General features: G+C 53.2%; 20 protein-coding genes. 11 read left to right on the top strand and 9 right to left on the bottom strand.

What is annotated here, in order from left to right:
* Nucleotides 1–63: 63 nt before the first annotated feature.
* Both hutG and hutI read right to left on the bottom strand, forming a co-directional pair.
* A complete protein-coding gene (gene hutG / locus OOJ59_RS03035) occupies nucleotides 64–1,005 on the bottom strand; it encodes a formimidoylglutamase (protein WP_137347365.1) in 942 nt (313 codons plus the stop codon).
* On the bottom strand, nucleotides 1,002–2,225 hold the full coding sequence (hutI, locus tag OOJ59_RS03030) for an imidazolonepropionase (protein WP_121528783.1): 1,224 nt from the start codon (nucleotides 2,223–2,225) through the stop codon (nucleotides 1,002–1,004). Before hutI ends, hutG begins: the two co-directional genes overlap by 4 nt.
* A gap of 224 nt (nucleotides 2,226–2,449) precedes the next feature.
* Between hutI and OOJ59_RS03025 the strand changes: the two genes are divergently transcribed.
* Nucleotides 2,450–3,733 (top strand): putative acyl-CoA thioester hydrolase, encoded by a 1,284-nt coding sequence (locus OOJ59_RS03025; protein WP_069323359.1) that lies wholly within the window; start codon nucleotides 2,450–2,452, stop codon nucleotides 3,731–3,733.
* An 82-nt stretch (nucleotides 3,734–3,815) separates the two neighbouring features.
* Here OOJ59_RS03025 and pgl read toward each other — a convergent pair whose 3' ends face one another.
* Nucleotides 3,816–4,811 carry a 6-phosphogluconolactonase gene (gene pgl / locus OOJ59_RS03020; RefSeq protein WP_160955525.1) on the bottom strand — a complete coding sequence of 332 codons (996 nt, stop codon included), beginning with the start codon at nucleotides 4,809–4,811 and terminating at the stop codon, nucleotides 3,816–3,818.
* Nucleotides 4,812–4,976: 165 nt separating this feature from the next.
* Here pgl and OOJ59_RS03015 point away from each other — a divergent pair, with 165 nt between their 5' ends.
* A complete protein-coding gene (locus tag OOJ59_RS03015; RefSeq protein ID WP_042309653.1) occupies nucleotides 4,977–5,795 on the top strand; it encodes a pyridoxal phosphatase in 819 nt (272 codons plus the stop codon).
* Here the strand turns inward: OOJ59_RS03015 and modC are convergent, their stop codons facing one another.
* The 4 genes from modC to OOJ59_RS02995 all read right to left on the bottom strand — a co-directional run bounded on the left by modC (nucleotide 5,796) and on the right by OOJ59_RS02995 (nucleotide 8,667).
* Nucleotides 5,796–6,854 (bottom strand): molybdenum ABC transporter ATP-binding protein ModC, encoded by a 1,059-nt coding sequence (gene modC, locus OOJ59_RS03010; RefSeq protein ID WP_038638999.1) that lies wholly within the window; start codon nucleotides 6,852–6,854, stop codon nucleotides 5,796–5,798.
* Between the two features lie 2 nt (nucleotides 6,855–6,856).
* Entirely contained in the window at nucleotides 6,857–7,546 is a 690-nt protein-coding gene (gene modB, locus OOJ59_RS03005; RefSeq protein WP_038638996.1) for a molybdate ABC transporter permease subunit, read from the bottom strand.
* Entirely contained in the window at nucleotides 7,546–8,319 is a 774-nt protein-coding gene (gene modA / locus OOJ59_RS03000) for a molybdate ABC transporter substrate-binding protein (protein ID WP_087857616.1), read from the bottom strand. Before modA ends, modB begins: the two co-directional genes overlap by 1 nt.
* A 198-nt stretch (nucleotides 8,320–8,517) precedes the next feature.
* Nucleotides 8,518–8,667 carry an AcrZ family multidrug efflux pump-associated protein gene (locus tag OOJ59_RS02995; protein ID WP_003023026.1) on the bottom strand — a complete coding sequence of 50 codons (150 nt, stop codon included), beginning with the start codon at nucleotides 8,665–8,667 and terminating at the stop codon, nucleotides 8,518–8,520.
* A gap of 130 nt (nucleotides 8,668–8,797) precedes the next feature.
* Between OOJ59_RS02995 and modE the strand changes: the two genes are divergently transcribed.
* From modE to gpmA, 7 genes are all read left to right on the top strand, one after another.
* Entirely contained in the window at nucleotides 8,798–9,586 is a 789-nt protein-coding gene (gene modE / locus OOJ59_RS02990) for a molybdenum-dependent transcriptional regulator (RefSeq protein ID WP_085047483.1), read from the top strand.
* A 67-nt stretch (nucleotides 9,587–9,653) separates the two neighbouring features.
* Nucleotides 9,654–11,126 (top strand): molybdate ABC transporter ATP-binding protein ModF, encoded by a 1,473-nt coding sequence (gene modF, locus OOJ59_RS02985; RefSeq protein WP_085047484.1) that lies wholly within the window; start codon nucleotides 9,654–9,656, stop codon nucleotides 11,124–11,126.
* 217 nt (nucleotides 11,127–11,343) lie between these two features.
* A complete protein-coding gene (gene galE / locus OOJ59_RS02980) occupies nucleotides 11,344–12,360 on the top strand; it encodes a UDP-glucose 4-epimerase GalE (RefSeq protein ID WP_038638984.1) in 1,017 nt (338 codons plus the stop codon).
* 9 nt (nucleotides 12,361–12,369) lie between these two features.
* Nucleotides 12,370–13,416: a galactose-1-phosphate uridylyltransferase gene (gene galT, locus OOJ59_RS02975; RefSeq protein WP_038638980.1), complete on the top strand. Its 1,047-nt coding sequence runs from the start codon at nucleotides 12,370–12,372 to the stop codon at nucleotides 13,414–13,416.
* A gap of 3 nt (nucleotides 13,417–13,419) precedes the next feature.
* Complete coding sequence (gene galK / locus OOJ59_RS02970) at nucleotides 13,420–14,568, top strand: galactokinase (protein ID WP_150344810.1); 1,149 nt, start codon at nucleotides 13,420–13,422, stop codon at nucleotides 14,566–14,568.
* Nucleotides 14,562–15,602: a galactose-1-epimerase gene (gene galM / locus OOJ59_RS02965; protein WP_160955524.1), complete on the top strand. Its 1,041-nt coding sequence runs from the start codon at nucleotides 14,562–14,564 to the stop codon at nucleotides 15,600–15,602. Before galK ends, galM begins: the two co-directional genes overlap by 7 nt.
* Nucleotides 15,603–15,835: 233 nt before the next feature.
* A complete protein-coding gene (gene gpmA, locus OOJ59_RS02960) occupies nucleotides 15,836–16,588 on the top strand; it encodes a 2,3-diphosphoglycerate-dependent phosphoglycerate mutase (protein ID WP_038638971.1) in 753 nt (250 codons plus the stop codon).
* Nucleotides 16,589–16,693: 105 nt separating this feature from the next.
* Here the strand turns inward: gpmA and aroG are convergent, their stop codons facing one another.
* A complete protein-coding gene (aroG, locus tag OOJ59_RS02955; protein WP_038638968.1) occupies nucleotides 16,694–17,746 on the bottom strand; it encodes a 3-deoxy-7-phosphoheptulonate synthase AroG in 1,053 nt (350 codons plus the stop codon).
* A 316-nt stretch (nucleotides 17,747–18,062) separates the two neighbouring features.
* Between aroG and OOJ59_RS02950 the strand changes: the two genes are divergently transcribed.
* Both OOJ59_RS02950 and zitB read left to right on the top strand, forming a co-directional pair.
* Entirely contained in the window at nucleotides 18,063–18,437 is a 375-nt protein-coding gene (locus tag OOJ59_RS02950; RefSeq protein WP_038638965.1) for a YbgS-like family protein, read from the top strand.
* Nucleotides 18,438–18,550: 113 nt separating this feature from the next.
* Nucleotides 18,551–19,492: a CDF family zinc transporter ZitB gene (zitB, locus tag OOJ59_RS02945; RefSeq protein WP_085047485.1), complete on the top strand. Its 942-nt coding sequence runs from the start codon at nucleotides 18,551–18,553 to the stop codon at nucleotides 19,490–19,492.
* On the opposite strand, the gene pnuC is transcribed toward zitB, so the two are convergent.
* Complete coding sequence (gene pnuC / locus OOJ59_RS02940; RefSeq protein WP_038638959.1) at nucleotides 19,489–20,208, bottom strand: nicotinamide riboside transporter PnuC; 720 nt, start codon at nucleotides 20,206–20,208, stop codon at nucleotides 19,489–19,491. The two genes, zitB and pnuC, sit on opposite strands and share 4 nt — an antisense overlap.
* Nucleotides 20,209–20,219: the final 11 nt, after the last annotated feature.

The raw sequence follows: 20,219 nt of genomic DNA, 5'->3' as shown, positions 1-20,219 counted from the left end.
ATGTGAATGGGTATAGTTTACAGACATTACCCGAACCTGATAAGCGTAACGCCCTCAGGCATGTCAGCGCCACCAGTGCGCGATTTGCCAGCCTAATCGCGCCGCAACGCGTGCCGCTCTGCCATCATCGTCAAAGCGTGGATTAAATTCAACCATATCCACCGCCTGCAGTTTACCGCTACGACAAAGGGGTTCAATCAGCCCCAACAGCGTCGCCAACGGTACGCCCAGCGCAGCGGGCGCTGACACCGCGGGCATTTCCCAAACCGGCAGTACGTCAAGGTCGATAGTCAGATAGATGACATCCACGCCAGAGGCAAACTGCGCCAGTTGGGCCTGTGCCGAATCACAGTGCAAATCTTCCACCACGGTGACACCAAGCCGCTGCGCTTCATCCCACAGCGCCTGGGTATTTGCCGCCCGACTGACGCCGATACAGGCATAGTGAAATCCGCGTTGCTGTTCATCGCAAAGGTGCGACAGCTGGCGAAACGGCGTACCAGATGTGGCCTGTTCGGCATGACGCAAATCGAGATGCGCGTCGAGATTGATGATGCCCACTTTTGCCTGTGGGAACGCATCCAGCACGCCAGCGCCATGGGCAAACGCGGTTTCGTGTCCTCCCCCCAGTACCAGGGTACGCATTTTCGTCTGCTGACAGCGCTGTACCGCCTTGCGTAGCGCCTGCTGCGCGCCCTCAAGATCGGGGGCCTGCGCCACAATATTTCCCAGATCCACCAGCCGCTGATGCCCGTCGTGACTGGCTAAATTCGCCAGCGCTTTACGTAGCGCATCTGGCGCTCCGGCGGCTCCCGTACGCCCCTGATTACGTTTAACGCCTTCATCACAGGCAAAACCAAGCAGTGCTATCTGCTCAGAGTACATTTCCGGGGAAAACGCCGAACTCAGCGTAATCGTCTGAAACAGGCGCAGCGCAGTCGGCGACTCGGCGCGGTCATCTCGCCCCTGCCATAGTGCAGGAGAAGCAGGTTGCCAGTTAGTCATGCAGGTTGTCCTTTGAATACACGTTGGTAGAGCGGGTTACGCCCTGGCTCATAGAGGATCTCGACCGGGAGTTCGGCATCCCACACCACAAAATCGGCCACAAACCCGGCCTTCAATTGACCGTGAGAGGCATGACGTCCCAGCGCCCGGGCCGCATGACGGGTGACGCCAGCCCACGCTTCTTCCGGCGTTAAGCCAAACTGGACGCAAGCCATATTCATCGCCCAGTGCAGACTGATAAACGGACTGGTGCCAGGGTTGAAGTCGGTCGCCACCGCCATCGGCACCTGATATTGCCGTAACAGCTCTACCGGCGGACGCTGTTGCTCTTTGAGGAAATAGAAAGCGCCGGGCAACAACACCCCAACCGTACCGCTTTGGCTCATCGCCGCCACGCCCGCTTCATCAAGATATTCAATATGGTCGGCGGATAAACCGTGGTAGCGGCTCACCAACTGGGCGCCGCCGAGCAGTGACAGTTGTTCAACATGCGCTTTGATCGGGATGCCCAGCGCCTGTGCTGCCTGAAACACCCGTTCACTCTGCGCCAGCGTAAAACCCACGCTTTCACAGAACAGATCGACGGTCTCGAACAGCCCTTGCTCCCACAACTGCGGCAAAATAGTCTCGCATACCAGCGTAATATAGCCGTCAGGATCACCCCGGTATTCCGCCGGGGTAGCATGCGCGGCCAACAGCGTCGGGCTTATTTCAATCACATCTTCCGCCGCCAGCGCTGCCACCACACGTAATATTTTCTCTTCTGTCTGCAAATCCAGACCATAACCAGACTTTATTTCCAGTAGCGTAACGCCTTCTTTGATTAACCTCTCCATTCTCTGATGCGCTATATGAAGAAGTTGTTCATCAGTGGCGCTACGGGTCGCCGACACGGTGGCAATAATACCGCCCCCCTGGGCGCTTATCTGCTGGTAGGAAACACCGTTAAGCCGCTGCTCCCATTCACCTGCGCGATTCCCGCCAAAGACCAGGTGCGTATGGCAGTCGATCAGGCCAGGCGTCACCAGCCGGCCCTGCATATCAAAGGTATTGTCATGTGTGAGGTATAACGAAGACTCCGGCACAATAGCGCGAATCTTACCCTGGCGGACGATCAACGCATGTCCATCCACCAGCCCATACGGGTTATCACGTTCAGGATCCATGGTCGCCAGGCGAACATTGCGCCAGATAACATCATCAGGGAAGAATTGCTGCATTTGACTCACCACTTGTCATAGGTTGTATAGACATTTATTTTTGATTCAGCGGATGTTGTCAACCTGGATGAGCATAATTGTTATCTATTTGTGATATAAGGTCTCTCCGCGCCGGGCATTACGGCGATAAAAAAGAACTTTTTACCTTTTAACCTTCCCGTTTCGCTCAACTTAGTATAAAAAAGCAGGCTTCAATGGATAACTTTCAAAGCCCGGAGCAACCTGTGAACATATCATCAGTTTCCCGTCTGGCGCTGGCAATGGCTTTTGGCGTGACGCTGACCGCCTGTAGCTCTACACCGCCCGATCAAATTCCTTCCGATCAGACCGCGCCTGGCACCGCTTCGCGCCCGATTCTGTCGGCCAATGAAGCGAAAAACTTCGTCGCCGCGCACTATTTTTCCGCGCTGACGCCAAACACCGCGCCGTGGAGCCCTTCTGCTATTACTTTGCCCGCGCAGCCTGACTTTGTCGTTGGCCCGGCAGGTACCCAGGGCGTGACGCATACCAGCATTCAGGCCGCGGTTGATGCGGCAATCATCAAACGTACCAACAAACGTCAGTACATCGCGATCATGCCGGGCGAATATCAGGGCACGGTCTATATCCCGGCAGCGACAGGTAGCCTGACGCTTTACGGTACTGGCGAAAAACCGCTGGATGTGAAAATTGGCCAGGCCATTGACGGTGATATGAGCACCGCTGACTGGCGTCGTACGGTGAACCCGGGCGGTAAATATATGCCGGGCAAACCAGCGTGGTATATGTTTGATAATTGCCAGAGCAAGCGCGGCACCAATATTGGCGTGATGTGTTCTGCGGTCGTTTGGTCGCAAAATAACGGTCTGCAATTGCAGAACCTGACCATTGAAAACAACCTCGGTGATAGCGTTGATGCAGGTAACCATCCGGCAGTCGCACTGCGTACCGATGGCGATAAAGTACAGATCAACAACGTCAACATCCTGGGTCGCCAGAACACCTTCTTCGTGACCAATAGCGGCGTACAAAACCGTCTGGAAAACGATCGTCAGCCGCGTACGCTGGTGACGAACAGCTACATTGAAGGCGATGTGGATATCGTGTCTGGTCGTGGCGCGGTGGTATTCGATAACACCGATTTCCGCGTTGTGAACTCCCGTACCCAGCAGGAAGCGTACGTGTTTGCACCGGCTACCCTGTCAAACATCTACTACGGTTTCCTGGCTATCAATAGCCGCTTCACGGCAAGTGGTGATGGCGTGGCGCAGCTGGGCCGCTCGCTGGATGTTGATTCTAACACCAATGGACAGGTGGTTATTCGCGACAGCGTGATTAACGAAGGCTTTAACATGGCGAAACCGTGGGCTGACAGCGTTATCTCAAAACATCCCTTTACCGGTAATACCGGCGCGGAAGATGATAAAGGCGAAATCCAGCGTAACCTGAACGACACTAACTTCAACCGCATGTGGGAATACAACAACCGCGGTATTGGTAGCAAAGTGGTTGCAGAGCCTAAGCAGTAATTGCCATTCTCTGATGTAAACCCGGCAGACTCATGCTCTGCCGGGCAATGTGCCGGATACTCATCCGGCATTAGACGCAATATTAGTACGCGTTAACCACCACCCACATCGGGCCTTGTCCTACCGCGTAACGACCTTTCTCCGTCAGCAACCCTTGTTCGCCAGCAATCTCGTACACCGCGATGTGATGAGATTTTTGCCCGGCGGCAATCAGGTATTTACCGCTGTGGTCGATATTAAAACCGCGTGGTTGCGTTTCGGTCGGCTGGAAGCCTTCTTTAGTCAGCACGCTTCCGTCTTCTGAGACGCTAAACACCGTAATCAGACTGGCGGTACGATCGCAGGCATACAAATGACGACCATCCGGCGTAATATGAATATCTGCCGCCCATCGGGTATCGGAGAAATCAGCAGGCATCATATCCAGCGTCTGTACGCATTCAATTTTGCCGTGCGGATCTTTCAGTTCCCAGACGTCAACAGAGCTGTTCAGCTCATTCACGCAATAGGCGTATTGCTTATTCGGATGGAACACCATATGACGCGGACCCGCGCCTTCCACGGTGGTCACTTCTGCCGGCTCCTGCGCGACCAGATGACCATCATCACTGACGTCAAACAGACAGATACGATCCTGTTTCAATGCCGGAACCCACAGAGTACGGTTATCCGGAGAGATGTTGGCCGAGTGGCAACCATCCAGACCTTCAACCACATCCAGGAGCTCCACCGGCAGACCATTTTCCAGACGCGTGACGCTGACGCTGCCCGCATTATAGGAACCGACAAACACGAAGCGCCCCTGATGATCGGTAGAAATATGCGTCGGACTACCCGGCAGCGCAGACTCCGCAACGAAGGTCAGCGCACCGTCATCAGGCGCAATACGATATGCCAGAACACGAAACTCCGGACGCACACCGACATAGAGATAGCGCTTATCCGGGCTGACGACCATCGGCTGTACCTGACCCGGTACATCAACCACCTGGGTCAGCGTCAAAGACCCATCGTGATTCAGGCTCCAGACATGAATTTGCTGACTCTCAGGACTGGCGGTATAAACGGTTTGTTTCATGAATACTCCTTTGCTTGTTGGCAGGTGGCTGCAATTGCCTGACACACGCCTAAGGTAGACGCTTTTAACGGTGAATGCTTAATCAAGACTCAGAATTTTGTCCGGCTCCCGTCTCGGTGTACCATTCCAGCAGACACAATTCTCAACCTTAATCTGGAAAAACCTATGACCGCACGCGTGATTGCCCTGGATTTAGACGGTACCTTACTGACCCCGAAAAAGACCTTGTTGCCATCCTCTCTTGAAGCGCTCTCACGCGCCAGAGAAGCAGGCTACCAACTTATCATTGTCACAGGTCGCCATCACGTTGCTATTCATCCTTTTTATCAGGCACTGGCGCTGGATACACCTGCAATTTGCTGCAACGGCACTTACTTGTATGATTATCATGCAAAAAAGGTACTGGAATCCGATCCTCTCCCGGTTGACCAGGCATTGCAGCTCATCGAAATGCTGGATGAACATCAAATTCATGGTCTGATGTATGTTGACGAGGCCATGCTGTATGAGCGTCCGACCGGGCATGTGGTGCGTACCGCTAACTGGGCGCAAACGCTACCGCCGGAACAGCGCCCAACCTTCACCCAGGTTCCTTCGCTGGCGCAGGCCGCGCATGATGTCAACGCCGTGTGGAAATTTGCCCTGACCGACGAAGATATTCCAAAACTGCAGCAGTTTGGTAAAGACGTTGAACAACAACTGGGGCTGGAGTGTGAATGGTCCTGGCATGATCAAGTCGACATTGCCCGTAAAGGTAACAGCAAAGGGCGACGTCTTACTCAGTGGATCGAAGCGCAGGGTGGGTCAATGGAAAATGTGATCGCCTTTGGCGACAACTTTAACGATATCAGCATGCTGGAAGCCGCAGGCACCGGCGTGGCGATGGGTAACGCTGATGACGCGGTCAAAGCCCGCGCCAACATCGTGATTGGTGACAATACCACCGACAGCATCGCGAAGTTTATCTACACCCACCTGCTGTAATCAGGCGGTGATCGACACGCTCTTAATTTGCGCGTACAGCCACAGGCCAGGTTTGATGCCAAGCTCATCCCTGGCCCACGGGCTGATCCTCGCCCACAGCGTTTTCCCGCCCACCTCAAGCTGCACTTCCACCTGACCGTTATCGTCATAGCACTGGGCGACCTTCGCACGCAGTATGTTACGAATACTGGTCTGCTGCGGCGGCTGGAGTACCAGCGAAACATCAGACGCCTGAATGCGAATGCGCAGCACGGATTGCAGCGGCTGCTCAAGCTTGTTGACCCACAGATGCTGATCGCCCAGCGCCAGCGCGGTCATCGCATAGTGAGGATGATGCTCCAGCACGCTGACTTTCAGAATGCTGCTCTGCTGTTCTTTCGGCAGCCAGGGATGCATTACGCTACTCCCCCAGACGTCCTCCAGCGAACCAAATGCTTTGACCTGCCCGTTTTCCAGCACCATCACTTTGTCTGCCAGGTGCAAAATTTCATCAAGCGAGTGGCTGACATACAGCATCGGAATATTAATTTCACGCGCCAGACGTTGCAGATAAGGTAGCAGTTCGCGTTTGCGCGGAATATCCAGTGAGGCTAACGGTTCATCAAGCAGCAATAACTCTGGCGCGGTAAGCAGCGCCCGACCAATAGCAACGCGCTGTTTTTCGCCGCCGGAAAGACTTCCCGGTAGGCGATCGAGCAGCGGTTCAATGCCCAGCAGCGCCACCAGCTTATCAAACTGCCCGGCCATGCTTTTCGCCATACCGTAACGCAGGTTACCGCGCACCTTATAATGGGGAAACAGACGCGCATCCTGGAATACATAGCCCACCCGACGCTTTTCAGGCGTTAAGCAGATTCCGTTTTCAACATCGTTTAACACCCGACCGTTAAGCACAATACGTCCGGACTGCGGCTGCGTCAGACCGCTGATGGCGTTAATCAGCGACGTTTTTCCCGCGCCGGAGACACCAAAAATAGCGGTAATCCCACTGGCAGGCAGCGTTTCGTTGAGCGTCAGGCAATGGGTTCCCAGCGTCTGGGAGAAGTTAAGTTCCAGCATGATTATCGCCCCGTCCGCTCACGGCTAATACGCGCCAACCATTCAGAAATCAGCAGTGAAATCAGCGCCAACACAATAGAAATAATGCATAACCTTGCCGCTGCGCTTTCGCCGCCAGGCGTTTGGATCAGGGTATACATCGCCGAGGGGATAGTGCGGGTTTCGCCAGGAATATTGGAGACAAAGGTAATCGTTGCGCCGAATTCCCCGAGGGAACGCGCGAACGCCAGCACCGTCCCGACAATAATGCCGGGCAACATCAGCGGTAAGGTAATGGTCATGAATACGCGCCAGCGTCCGGCTCCCAGCGTTCGGGCGGCCTGCTCCAACTTGACGTCGACGCCTTCCAGCGCCAGACGAATTGCCCGAACCATAAGAGGGAAAGACATCACCGCCGCAGCCAGCACCGCACCGCGCCAGCTAAAGGCAAAGGTGATGCCAAACCAGTCATACAGCCGCTCGCCGATAAATCCGCGCCGCCCCATGGCAACCAACAGCAGATACCCCACCACCACCGGCGGCAGCACCAACGGCAAATGCAAAACACTGTCGAGCAGCGCTTTACCCGGGAAGGTGCATCGCACAAGCAGCCAGGCAAAGAAGATCCCAAACGGCAAACTAAACAGCACGGCCAGGGAAGAAACTTTCAGGCTCAGTATGACGGCCTGCCATTCAGGATCGGTCAGTATCATTACTTGGTCGTAAATCCATAACGTTTAAAAATTTCAGCAGCCTGCGGTCCTTTCAGGTAATCATAGAACGCGCTGACCGTTGCGTTTTTGTGCCCATCAACAATCGCGATAGGGTATTCCACTTTTTTGTGTGAATCTTCCGGGAAGGTCGCGACGACCTTGACGCCTTTGCTGGCGACAGCATCGGAACCATAGACGATCCCCAACGGCGCTTCGTTACGTTCTACCAGCGCCAGCGCACCGCGAACGTCTTCCGCAGGTGCCAGTTTCGGCGCCAGAGTATCCCATGCGCCCAGTTTTTGCAGTGCTTCCTTGGCATAAATGCCTGCCGGAACATGTTCCGGATCGCCGACAGCCAGGCGTCCACCATTCAGCAAATGGGTCCAGTTGGTTTTACTGTCGATAGTAAAGTCTTGCTGGGCGCTGGCTTTCGGCGCCACCACCACCAGACTGTTGCCTAACAGCGTTGCACGCGTGGCGGTATCCATCGATTTTTTATCGACCGCATAATCCATCCATTTCTGATCGGCAGAAATAAACAGGTCAGCAGGCGCGCCTGCTTCTATCTGACGCGCCAGCGTAGAAGAAGAGGCAAAAGAGGAGACGACGTCAACGTTCTTCTCTTTTTTGTATTGCGTCGCAATATCCTGCATCGCGTTGGTGAGCGAAGCCGCTGCGAATACCGTGATTTTCCCTTCATCCGCCAATGCATGTCCTGCGACAGAAAGAGAAAGCGTCGCCCCTGCAAACAAGCGTAACCATGTGCGTGCCATCTGTAGCTCCTTTGAGTTTCGTTATGTACGCGCAAATATAACGGTTAAGCCAGAATTTTCCCAGCGGTTATTGATACCAATTAGAGGTTACGCCATGAAAATATCGGCACGAGAAGCAGGATCTTGAGAAACTGTTGCCAGAGAAAACGGGCTGAAAGGCAAAAATATAAACGCCCGACTGAGCGGGCGTTTGGGGAATCAATGATTCTGTCTGGACTGGTCTTTCTGACCGATACCGGAAAAAATGTTGAACACTTCACCCAATCCGTAAATCAGACCCAGAATGATGGCCATCACCACAGGTACCATGATTACGGCGAATACCAGACTTTTCAATAACTCTAACATGGTCAACTCCAGATATAGTCCTTAGTTGTATTCTAACCACATCGCGCAGAAAAGCACTCCCCTTTTGTGCGGTTGGCTTTGCGCGCACGCGGTTTTCCGTCACAATACCCTTTTTTGCCAGGAGCTTGTGATGCAGGCCGAAATCCTTCTTACGCTGAAACTTCAGCAAAAACTGTTTGCCGATCCCCGTCGCATTTCTCTGCTTAAGCACATTGCGCTTTCCGGCTCCATCAGTCAGGGCGCGAAGGATGCGGGTATCAGTTATAAAAGCGCCTGGGACGCGATTAACGAAATGAACCAGCTCAGTGAGCAAACGCTGGTTGAGCGCGCCACCGGCGGTAAAGGCGGCGGCGGCGCGGTGTTGACGCGTTACGGCCAGCGTCTGATCCAACTGTATGATTTGCTCGCACAAATTCAACAAAAAGCGTTTGATGTGTTGAGCGATGACGATGCGCTGCCGCTCAATAGCCTGCTGGCAGCCATTTCCCGCTTTTCACTGCAAACCAGCGCCCGTAACCAATGGTTTGGCACGATTACCGCTCGCGACCACGATCAGGTTCAGCAGCATGTCGACGTCCTGTTGGCCGATGGCGAAACGCGCCTGAAGGTGGCGATTACTGCGCAAAGCGGTGAGCGTTTGGGTCTTGAGGAAGGCAAAGAAGTATTAATTCTGTTGAAAGCACCGTGGGTAGGCATTACCCAGGACGAGGCTATCGCTCAGGCCGCTGATAATCAGTTGCATGGAACGATTAGTCATATCGAACGTGGCGCAGAACAATGTGAGGTGTTAATGACGTTGCCAGACGGCCAGACGCTGTGTGCGACGCTGCCAGTGGAGCAGACTCACGCTTTAGCGGAAGGTGCTAACGCAACAGCATATTTTAATGCTGACAAAGTGATTATTGCGACGCTGTGCTGAGTTAATTGACATTAGCCTGAAGAACACGTATCCCTGTCATTAATTGCTGCAAATAATGGGATACAAAATGTCATCATTGCAAATTTCGCAAGGCACGTTTCGTCTTAGCGACACAAAAACGCTCCAGTTAGATGCGTTGACATTACACGCGGGTGATAGCTGGGCGTTTGTGGGCTCTAACGGCAGCGGGAAATCCGCGCTGGCCCGTGCGCTGGCAGGAGAATTGCCGCTACTGAAAGGTGAGCGTCACTGTCAGTTTACACGTATTACCCGACTCTCCTTCGAGCAGCTACAAAAGCTTGTCAGCGACGAGTGGCAGCGAAACAACACCGATCTTCTCAGCCCCGGTGAAGATGACACCGGGCGTACCACCGCAGAAATCATTCAGGATGAGGTCAACGACCCCACTCGCTGCGCTGCGCTGGCGCAGCAGTTTGGTATTTCTTCCCTGCTCAACAGGCGTTTCAAATACCTTTCCACCGGTGAAACACGCAAAACCCTGCTCTGTCAGGCGTTAATGTCCGCACCGGATTTACTGATCCTTGATGAGCCTTTTGACGGGCTGGACGTGGCGTCCCGTCGCCAGTTAGCAGAACTGCTCGCTGAACTGCACCAGACCGGTTTTACGCTGGTACTGGTGCTTAACCGCTTTGATGAGATTCCCGAGTTCGTGCAATTTGCCGGCGTACTTGCCGATTGCACGTTGACTGAAACCGGCGCAAAAGCAGACCTTCTGCAACAGGCATTAATCGCTCAACTTGCCCATAGTGAACGCCTGGAAGGCATCCAATTACCCGAGCCGGACGAGCCTTCGGTCCGTCGCACGCTGTCCGATAACGAGCCGCGTATTGTGCTTAACGATGGCACCGTCTCGTATAACGATCGCCCTATCCTGCATCATCTGAGCTGGCAGGTAAATCCGGGGGAACACTGGCAGATCGTCGGCCCCAACGGGGCGGGAAAATCAACCCTACTGAGTTTAATCACCGGCGATCACCCCCAGGGTTACAGCAACGATTTAACGCTGTTTGGCCGCCGTCGGGGTAGTGGTGAAACTATCTGGGATATTAAAAAACACATCGGCTACGTCAGCAGTAGCCTGCATCTGGATTACCGGGTCAGTACGACGGTACGCAACGTTATTCTCTCCGGCTACTTTGACTCAATCGGCATCTATCAGGCCGTCTCTGACAGACAGCACAAACTGGTCCAGCAGTGGCTGGATATTCTGGGCATGGATAAACGTACCGCGGATGCGCCGTTCCACAGTCTTTCCTGGGGACAGCAACGGCTGGCGTTGATTGTGCGTGCGCTGGTTAAACACCCGACTTTGTTAATCCTCGACGAACCTTTGCAAGGCCTGGACCCGCTCAATCGCCAACTGATTCGTCGGTTTGTGGATGTACTGATCGGTGAAGGCGAAACCCAACTGCTGTTTGTCTCCCACCATGCTGAAGACGCCCCGGCCTGCATTACCCATCGACTGGAGTTTGTGCCCGAGGGCGATGTCTACGCCTATCAACAAACCTCTCTGCGTTAATTTTCATTTGAGGGCGTTTAACACGCCCTTTTTTCTGCATTTTTTTCAGATAAACTCCGAGATAACAACTTAACCTTATGATTTAAAATAAAATAACCAATGCAAACGAGTGAAAACATCACTGTGTAAACGATTCCACTAATTTATTCCATGTCACACTTTTCGCATCTTTGTTATGCTATGGTTATTGCATACCATAGGCTTAACGGAGCGAATTATGAGAGTATTGGTTACAGGTGGTAGCGGTTACATAGGAAGCCACACTTGCGTGCAGTTGCTGAAAAACGGTCACGAGGTGGTGATCCTGGATAACCTCTGCAACAGCAAGCGCAGCGTTCTGCCCGTCATCGAGCGTTTAGGCGGCAAGCACCCGACTTTCGTGGAAGGGGATATTCGTAACGAAGCGCTGATAACCGAAATTCTGCACGATCATGCCATTGACACGGTCATCCATTTTGCCGGGTTAAAAGCCGTTGGCGAGTCCGTTGCCAAGCCGCTGGAATACTATGACAACAACGTCAACGGGACGCTGCGTCTGGTGAATGCCATGCGCGCCGCTAACGTGAAAAACTTCATTTTCAGCTCCTCCGCGACCGTCTATGGCGATCAGCCGCAAATTCCTTACGTTGAAAGTTTCCCCACCGGCACACCACAAAGCCCGTATGGCAAAAGTAAGCTGATGGTTGAACAGATCCTGACCGATCTGCAAAAAGCACAGCCCGACTGGAGTATCGCCTTACTGCGCTACTTCAACCCGGTTGGCGCGCATCCGTCAGGCGATATGGGTGAAGACCCGCAAGGTATTCCAAACAACCTGATGCCTTACATCGCACAGGTTGCCGTTGGCCGCCGCGAGTCCCTTGCCATATTTGGCAACGACTACCCTACCGAAGATGGCACCGGCGTTCGCGACTATATCCACGTCATGGATCTCGCAGATGGCCACGTCGCCGCGATGGAAAAACTGGCGGGCAAACAGGGCGTGCATATTTACAACCTCGGGGCGGGCATCGGCAGCAGCGTGCTGGATGTGGTCAACGCCTTCAGTAAAGCCTGCGGTAAACCGGTGAATTACCATTTTGCCCCGCGTCGTGATGGCGATCTTCCGGCCTACTGGGCAGATGCCAGTAAAGCCGATCGCGAGCTCAACTGGCGCGTAACTCGCACCCTGGATGAAATGGCGCAAGACACCTGGCACTGGCAATCACGCCATCCGCAGGGATATACGGATTAAGGATCAATCATGACGCAATTCAATCCTGTCGATCATCCACACCGCCGTTTTAACCCGCTCACCGGGCAGTGGATCCTCGTCTCACCGCATCGTGCAAAACGCCCCTGGCAAGGGGCGCAGGAAACACCATCTAAGCAGGTTCTACCCGCACATGACCCGGACTGCTTCCTGTGTGCAGGCAATACACGCGTTACCGGCGATAAAAACCCGGATTACACCGGGACCTATGTTTTTACTAACGACTTTGCCGCGCTGATGTCCGATACCCCGGACGCGCCGGACAGCCACGATCCGTTAATGCGCTGTCAGAGCGCGCGCGGTACCAGCCGCGTGATTTGCTTTTCGCCCGATCACAGCAAAACGCTGCCGGAACTCAGCGTGCCTGCGCTAACAGAAATCGTGAAAACGTGGCAGGAACAGACGGCAGATTTAGGCAAAACCTATCCCTGGGTGCAGGTCTTTGAGAATAAAGGCGCGGCAATGGGGTGTTCGAACCCCCATCCCCACGGACAGATTTGGGCCAATAGCTTTCTGCCCAACGAAGCCGAACGTGAAGATCGCCTGCAAAAAGCGTACTTCGCCGAACAGGGCGCGCCGATGCTCCTTGATTACGTCCAGCGTGAACTGGCTGATGGTAGCCGTACGGTCGTTGAAACAGAACACTGGCTGGCAGTCGTGCCCTATTGGGCGGCATGGCCGTTCGAAACGCTGCTGCTGCCAAAAGCGCATGTCCTGCGTATCACCGATTTGACCGACGAACAGCGCGCTGATCTGGCGCTGGCGTTGAAAAAACTGACCAGTCGTTACGACAACCTGTTCCAGTGCTCATTCCCCTACTCCATGGGCTGGCACGGCGCACCGTTTAACGGTGAAGAAAACCAACACTGGCAGTTGCACGCACACTTTTATCCGCCGCTGCTGCGTTCGGCAACCGTGCGCAAATTTATGGTCGGTTACGAAATGCTGGCGGAAACCCAGCGCGACCTGACAGCAGAACAAGCGGCTGAACGACTGCGTGCGGTCAGCGACATCCATTTTCGCGAATCCGGAGTTTAAATAATGAGTCTGAAAGAAAAAACACAATCTCTGTTTGCTGAAACATTTGGCTACTCTGCCACCCATACTATTCAGGCACCGGGCCGTGTAAACCTGATTGGCGAACATACCGATTATAACGACGGATTCGTTCTGCCCTGCGCTATCGACTATCAAACCGTGATTAGCTGTGCGGCACGCGATGACAGAAAAGTTCGCGTTATCGCGGCTGACTACGATAATCAAATGGACGAGTTCTCTCTGGACGCGCCAATTATCGCTCATGACAGCCAGCAGTGGTCAAACTACGTGCGTGGCGTGGTGAAGCATCTGCAAAAGCGTAATAACGCCTTTGGCGGCGCGGATCTGGTGATCAGCGGTAATGTGCCTCAGGGCGCAGGCTTAAGCTCTTCGGCTTCGCTGGAAGTGGCGGTAGGCACCGTGTTCCAGCAGCTTTATCATCTGCCGCTCGACGGGGCGCAGATTGCTCTGAACGGCCAGGAAGCTGAAAACCAGTTTGTCGGCTGCAACTGCGGCATTATGGATCAGTTGATCTCCGCGCTTGGCAAGAAAGATCATGCGCTGCTGATCGACTGCCGTACGCTGGGCACCAAAGCCGTTTCCATGCCTGAAGGCGTGGCGGTGGTAATCATCAACAGCAATTTTAAACGTACGTTGGTGGGTAGCGAGTACAACACCCGTCGCGAACAGTGTGAAACCGGGGCGCGTTTCTTCCAGCAACCTGCCCTGCGTGATGTCAGCTTTGAAACCTTTAGCGCAGTTGCTCACGAACTGGATCCGATTGTCGCCAAACGCGTTCGTCACGTGATCACGGAAAACGCGCGTACCGTGGAAGCTGCGAATGCGCTGGAAAAAGGCGACCTGTTACGCATGGGTCAGCTGATGGCGGAATCTCACGCTTCAATGCGCGATGACTTTGAAATTACCGTGCCGCAAATTGATACGCTGGTTGAGATTGTCAAAGCAACCATCGGCGATAAAGGTGGTGTTCGTATGACAGGCGGCGGCTTCGGGGGCTGTATTGTGGCGCTGATCCCGCAAGATCTGGTGCCTGCCGTGCAGCAGGCCGTCGCCGAACAGTACGAAGCTAAAACCGGTATTAAAGAAACATTTTACGTCTGTAAACCTTCACAAGGAGCCGGACAATGTTAAACGAAATTCCCGTAATGGCGCCCGACGGTCAGCCGTTCCGCCTGCTTACCCTGCGTAACGACGCAGGGATGGTGGTCACGCTCATGGACTGGGGCGCAACGCTGCTCTCTGCGCGTATTCCACTTAGCGATGGTAGCGTGCGCGAAGCCCTGCTCGGTTGCGCCAGTCCGGAGCAATACCCGGAACAGGCCGCGTTTCTGGGGGCTTCCATTGGCCGCTACGCTAACCGTATCGCCAACAGCCGCTATACCTTTGACGGCGAAACCATTGAATTGCTACCAAGCCAGGGTGATAACCAACTGCACGGCGGACCGAACGGTTTCGACAAACGTCGCTGGCAGATAGTGAATCAGAATGACCGTCAGGTGCTGTTTGCCTTAACGTCTGACGATGGCGACCAGGGTTTCCCTGGGAATCTTTGCGCCACCGCGCAGTATCGCCTGACTGACGATAATCGGATTTCGATAACCTACCGTGCCACGGTTGATAAGCCCTGCCCGGTAAATCTGACGAATCATGTCTATTTTAATCTCGACGGTGACAAAACGGATGTGCGCCAGCACAAGCTGCAAATTCTGGCGGACGAGTATTTACCCGTAGACGAAATGGGCATCCCGCATGACGGGCTGAAATCCGTCGCCGGAAGCACTTTTGATTTCCGTTCCCCGAAAATCATCGCCAGCGAATTTCTGGCCGATGACGATCAGCGCAAGGTAAAAGGTTACGATCACGCCTTCCTGCTCCAGACACAAGGCAATGCGCGTACTCCGGCGGCTCAGGTTTGGTCTCAGGATGAAAAACTGCAGATGGTGGTTTACACCTCAGCCCCGGCATTGCAGTTTTACTCAGGAAACTTCCTTGGCGGTACGCCTTCACGTGGGCCGGAGGCCTATGAAGACTGGCAAGGTCTGGCGCTGGAAAGTGAGTTTCTGCCAGACAGCCCGAACCATCCAGAATGGCCACAGCCGGACTGCTTCCTGCATCCGGGTGAAGAGTATGCCAGCGTGACGGAATATCAGTTTATTCCTGCCTGACAGTTCATCCTGACAGGCCCAATAGCATAAATTTATCGGGCCTGTTGTTTGTTTTCCGCAGCAAACCCGCTCAACCCCCCATCATCCAAAGACAAAATCGCAACCTTGAGTTCACAAGAACCTTACACTGTGGCGCTATTTTCGCTATGGTTATGCGTAAGCATTGCCGCTGACTCATTACGGCAATATAATGAGAATTATTATCATTAAATATGATTGATAGGAGTGAGTGTATGGCTGTAACTAAGCTGGTTCTGGTACGACACGGTGAAAGCCAGTGGAACAACGAAAACCGTTTTACCGGTTGGTATGACGTTGATCTGTCCGAGAAAGGCGTAGGTGAAGCGAAAGCGGCCGGTAAACTGTTGAAAGAGGAAGGCTATAGCTTCGATTTTGCCTATACCTCTGTGCTGAAACGTGCCATCCATACCCTATGGAACGTACTGGACGAACTGGATCAGGCCTGGCTGCCGGTTGAGAAATCCTGGAAACTGAACGAGCGTCATTACGGCGCGCTACAGGGTCTGAACAAAGCAGAAACCGCTGAAAAATACGGTGACGAGCAGGTTAAGCAATGGCGTCGCGGCTTTGCGGTCACCCCGCCGGAACTGACCAAAGATGACGAGCGTTATCCGGGTCACGACCCGCGTTATGCCAAACTGACTGACAAAGAACTACCGCTCACCGAAAGCCTGGCGCTGACCATCGATCGCGTGATTCCTTACTGGAACGAAACCATTCTGCCGCGTATGAAAAGCGGTGAGCGCGTAATTATCGCTGCTCACGGTAACTCCCTGCGCGCGCTGGTGAAGTACCTGGATAACATGAGCGAAGATGAAATCCTCGAACTGAACATCCCGACCGGCGTACCGCTGGTCTATGAGTTTGACGAAAACTTTAAGCCAATTAAACACTACTATCTGGGTAACGCTGACGAGATCGCGGCAAAAGCCGCAGCCGTTGCTAACCAGGGTAAAGCGAAGTAATTTTTTCGCTCCCAATAAAAAAGCGTGGAATGCTCCACGCTTTTTTTATTGCCGGATGGCGGCGTTGCCTTATCCGGCCTACCGAGGCTAACCCGGATGAGTTTTTTACCCGCGGCGCGCTTTTACCGCTTCCGCCAACTGGCGTAACACCGCATCGGTATCTTCCCAGCCAATGCAGGCATCGGTGATGCTCTTGCCGTAGGTCAGGGGTTCACCGCTATCCGGGTTCTGATTACCTTCAACCAGATGGCTTTCAATCATCACGCCAATAATTGCTTTCTCGCCACCGGCAACCTGCCCGCAAACGTCTTTCGCAACATCCATCTGCTTTTTGAACTGCTTGCTGGAGTTGGCATGGCTAAAGTCGATCATCACCTGCGGAGAAAGCCCCGCTTTGACCAAACCTTCTTTCACGTCGGCAACGTGCTGAGCGCTGTAGTTCGGCTCTTTGCCGCCGCGCAGAATGATATGACAATCGCCATTACCGCTGGTATTCACAATCGCCGAATGGCCCCATTTGGTTACAGACAGGAAGCAATGCGGCGCCCCGGCAGCATTGATTGCATCAATGGCGACTTTGATGGTGCCATCAGTACCGTTTTTAAAACCAACCGGGCAGGACAAACCTGACGCCAATTCACGGTGTACCTGAGATTCTGTGGTACGTGCGCCAATGGCGCCCCAGCTCATAAGATCGGCAAGATATTGTGGGGTGATCATATCCAGGAACTCGCCTGCGGCCGGCAAACCACTGTCGTTGATATCCAGCAGCAGTTTACGGGCAATGCGCAGACCGTCGTTGATCTGGAAGCTGTTATCCATGTGCGGATCGTTGATAAGTCCTTTCCAGCCTACGGTAGTACGCGGTTTTTCAAAATAGACGCGCATGACGATTTCAAGTTCGCCTTTTAACTCTTCACGTAGCGCCAGCAAGCGAGCGGCATACTCTTTAGCCGCTGCCGGATCATGAATAGAACACGGCCCAATCACCACCAGCAGACGATCGTCGCTGCCTTTGAGAATTTTATGAATCGCCTTACGGGCATGCGCCACCGTATTGGCGGCATTTTCAGTAGCGGGGAATTTTTCCAGCAGTGCGACCGGGGGTAATAATTCGTTGATCTCTTTAATGCGTAAATCGTCGTTCTGATAATTCATGATTATTCCAGCGTTGCCATACTTATATAAATGAATGCAATCCCTCCAATCTATATCTTCAGTCATAAAGTGTAAACGGGGTTTTACACTTTGGACGGATTAATCCTGGAATAGGCCCAAAAAACGCAATAAAGTAGCGAAAAAAGAGATCCAGACTACAATTTATAACTGCAACAGCTTAAATTCTCATAAATTTCAAGATTCTATGCTGGTTTTAATTTGCATAGCAAAACTATTAACCATGTCCTGCTGATGTACTGGCACATGCACTGTTGGAAGACGTTATCCGACATCTCAATCATAACAGGAGCATAATATGCATATGACAAAGCTGACTTCACTCTTTTTGACGGCCACACTCAGCCTCGCCAGCGGCGCGGCGCTCGCAGCTGACACCAACACGCAGTCGAATAACGGCCAGGCAAATTCCGCGGCAGATGCCGGTCAAGTCGCGCCAGACGCGCGCGAAAACGTTGCGCCAAATAATGTCGATAACAACAACGTGAATTCGGGTGGCACAATGCTGCATCCGGACGGTTCATCAATGAACCATGAAGGAATGACCAAAGACGAGGTGCATAAAAACACCATGTGTAAGGACGGACGCTGCCCGGATGTGAATAAAAAAGTTGAGACCGGAAACGGCATCAATAATGATGCCGACACCAAAACTGACGGTACTACCCAGTAACGCTGAAAATAAAGCTAATAACGGGAGAGCAATAGCTCTCCTTTTTAATTTTATCATCCCAAAAACGGTATCATGACATACAGTAAAGGTGAGAATAACAAAGGGATGGCATAATGGCGCACTCACATACTCATACTTCCCCTGAGCAAACTAAGGACAATAATGCCCGCAGATTGCTTTTCGCATTCTGCATTACAGCCGGATTTATGCTGGTTGAAGTGGTGGGTGGAATTATTTCAGGCTCGCTGGCGTTACTGGCTGATGCCGGACATATGCTCACAGATGCCGCCGCGCTTCTATTTGCCCTGCTGGCGGTCCAGTTCTCCAGACGCCCGCCCACTATAAGGCACACTTTCGGCTGGTTGAGACTCACAACATTAGCCGCGTTTGTTAACGCCATCGCATTGGTTGTGATCACCATTTTAATCGTCTGGGAGGCGATTGAGCGCTTCCATACGCCACGTCCCGTAGCGGGCGGCATGATGATGATCATTGCTGTCGCGGGTTTACTGGCGAACGTGCTCGCTTTTTGGGTTTTACATCGCGGCAGTGAAGAGAAAAACCTTAACGTCCGCGCCGCAGCGCTACACGTAATGGGCGATTTGCTCGGCTCGGTTGGAGCAATCATCGCTGCGCTGATTATTATCTGGACGGGCTGGACGCCAGCGGACCCAATTCTCTCGATTCTGGTTTCCGTGCTGGTACTGCGTAGCGCCTGGCGGTTATTGAAAGATAGCGTAAATGAATTACTGGAAGGCGCTCCGCTTACATTGGATATTGCCGCCTTGCAGCGCCATCTCAGCCGGGATATCCCCGAAGTTCGCAATGTGCATCATGTACACGTCTGGATGGTAGGTGAAAAACCGGTCATGACGCTGCATGTGCAGGTGGTCCCGCCGCACGATCACGACGCGCTGCTGGAGCGTATTCAACATTTCCTGATTCATCACTACCAGATTGAACACGCCACGATCCAGATGGAATATCAGCCGTGCAATGGGCCGGACTGCCACCTGTATCAGGGCGTGTCCGGCCATGCACATCATCACCATTAATGGGACAGCGCGTGGGAACCCCGCTCACGCGCGCTGTTAATCCACAACCTGCTTCCGTTCAGGGCGATAACCGTCAGGATCATATATTCCAGTGACATGGCATATACGCCTTGCAGAGCAAAGATCACTACGCTAATGACGTTAATGATCACCCACAACAGCCAGTTTTCAACGTATTTGCGGGTCATCAGGATCATCGCCACAATCGACAGCACCATCATGCAGGAATCCCAGAACGGGAATGCATCGGGTTGCAACTCTGGAGCCGCTACCTGTAATCCCAGCCCCTGCATAATGTTCACGGCAATACGTGTCAAAAATGCAAACACCGGATCGATATAGACCGACATCAGGCCAATCGCCACCACGCAAGCAGCCAGCCAACCGATCGCTTTCGGTAACGGCAACCAGCGTATTTTCAACTCTGCCTCATGCTGGTTGGTTTGCCGGGACCAGGCATACCAGCCGTAGATATTCGCGGCAAAAAAGAAAACCTGCAGCAACAGGCTGGCATAGAGCTGGATCTGAAAGAAGATTATCGCAAACAGCGTGACGTTTATCAGTCCGAAGACGTAATTACTGATTTTCTCAAGGCTCGCCAGGCCAATACACAATAATCCGGCGATCGTCCCCACGGCTTCGATCCACGACAGATCGTAACCGCCCGCACCGATCGGAATATGTACCAGAATGTTCTGCGTGCTAAAAAAGTCCATCTTTTCCCCCA

The organism is Citrobacter sp. W9 (assembly GCF_026719375.1).
GTDB classification, from domain to species: Bacteria; Pseudomonadota; Gammaproteobacteria; order Enterobacterales; family Enterobacteriaceae; genus Citrobacter; species Citrobacter werkmanii.
This window is presented reverse-complemented; position numbering and strand designations above follow the sequence as displayed.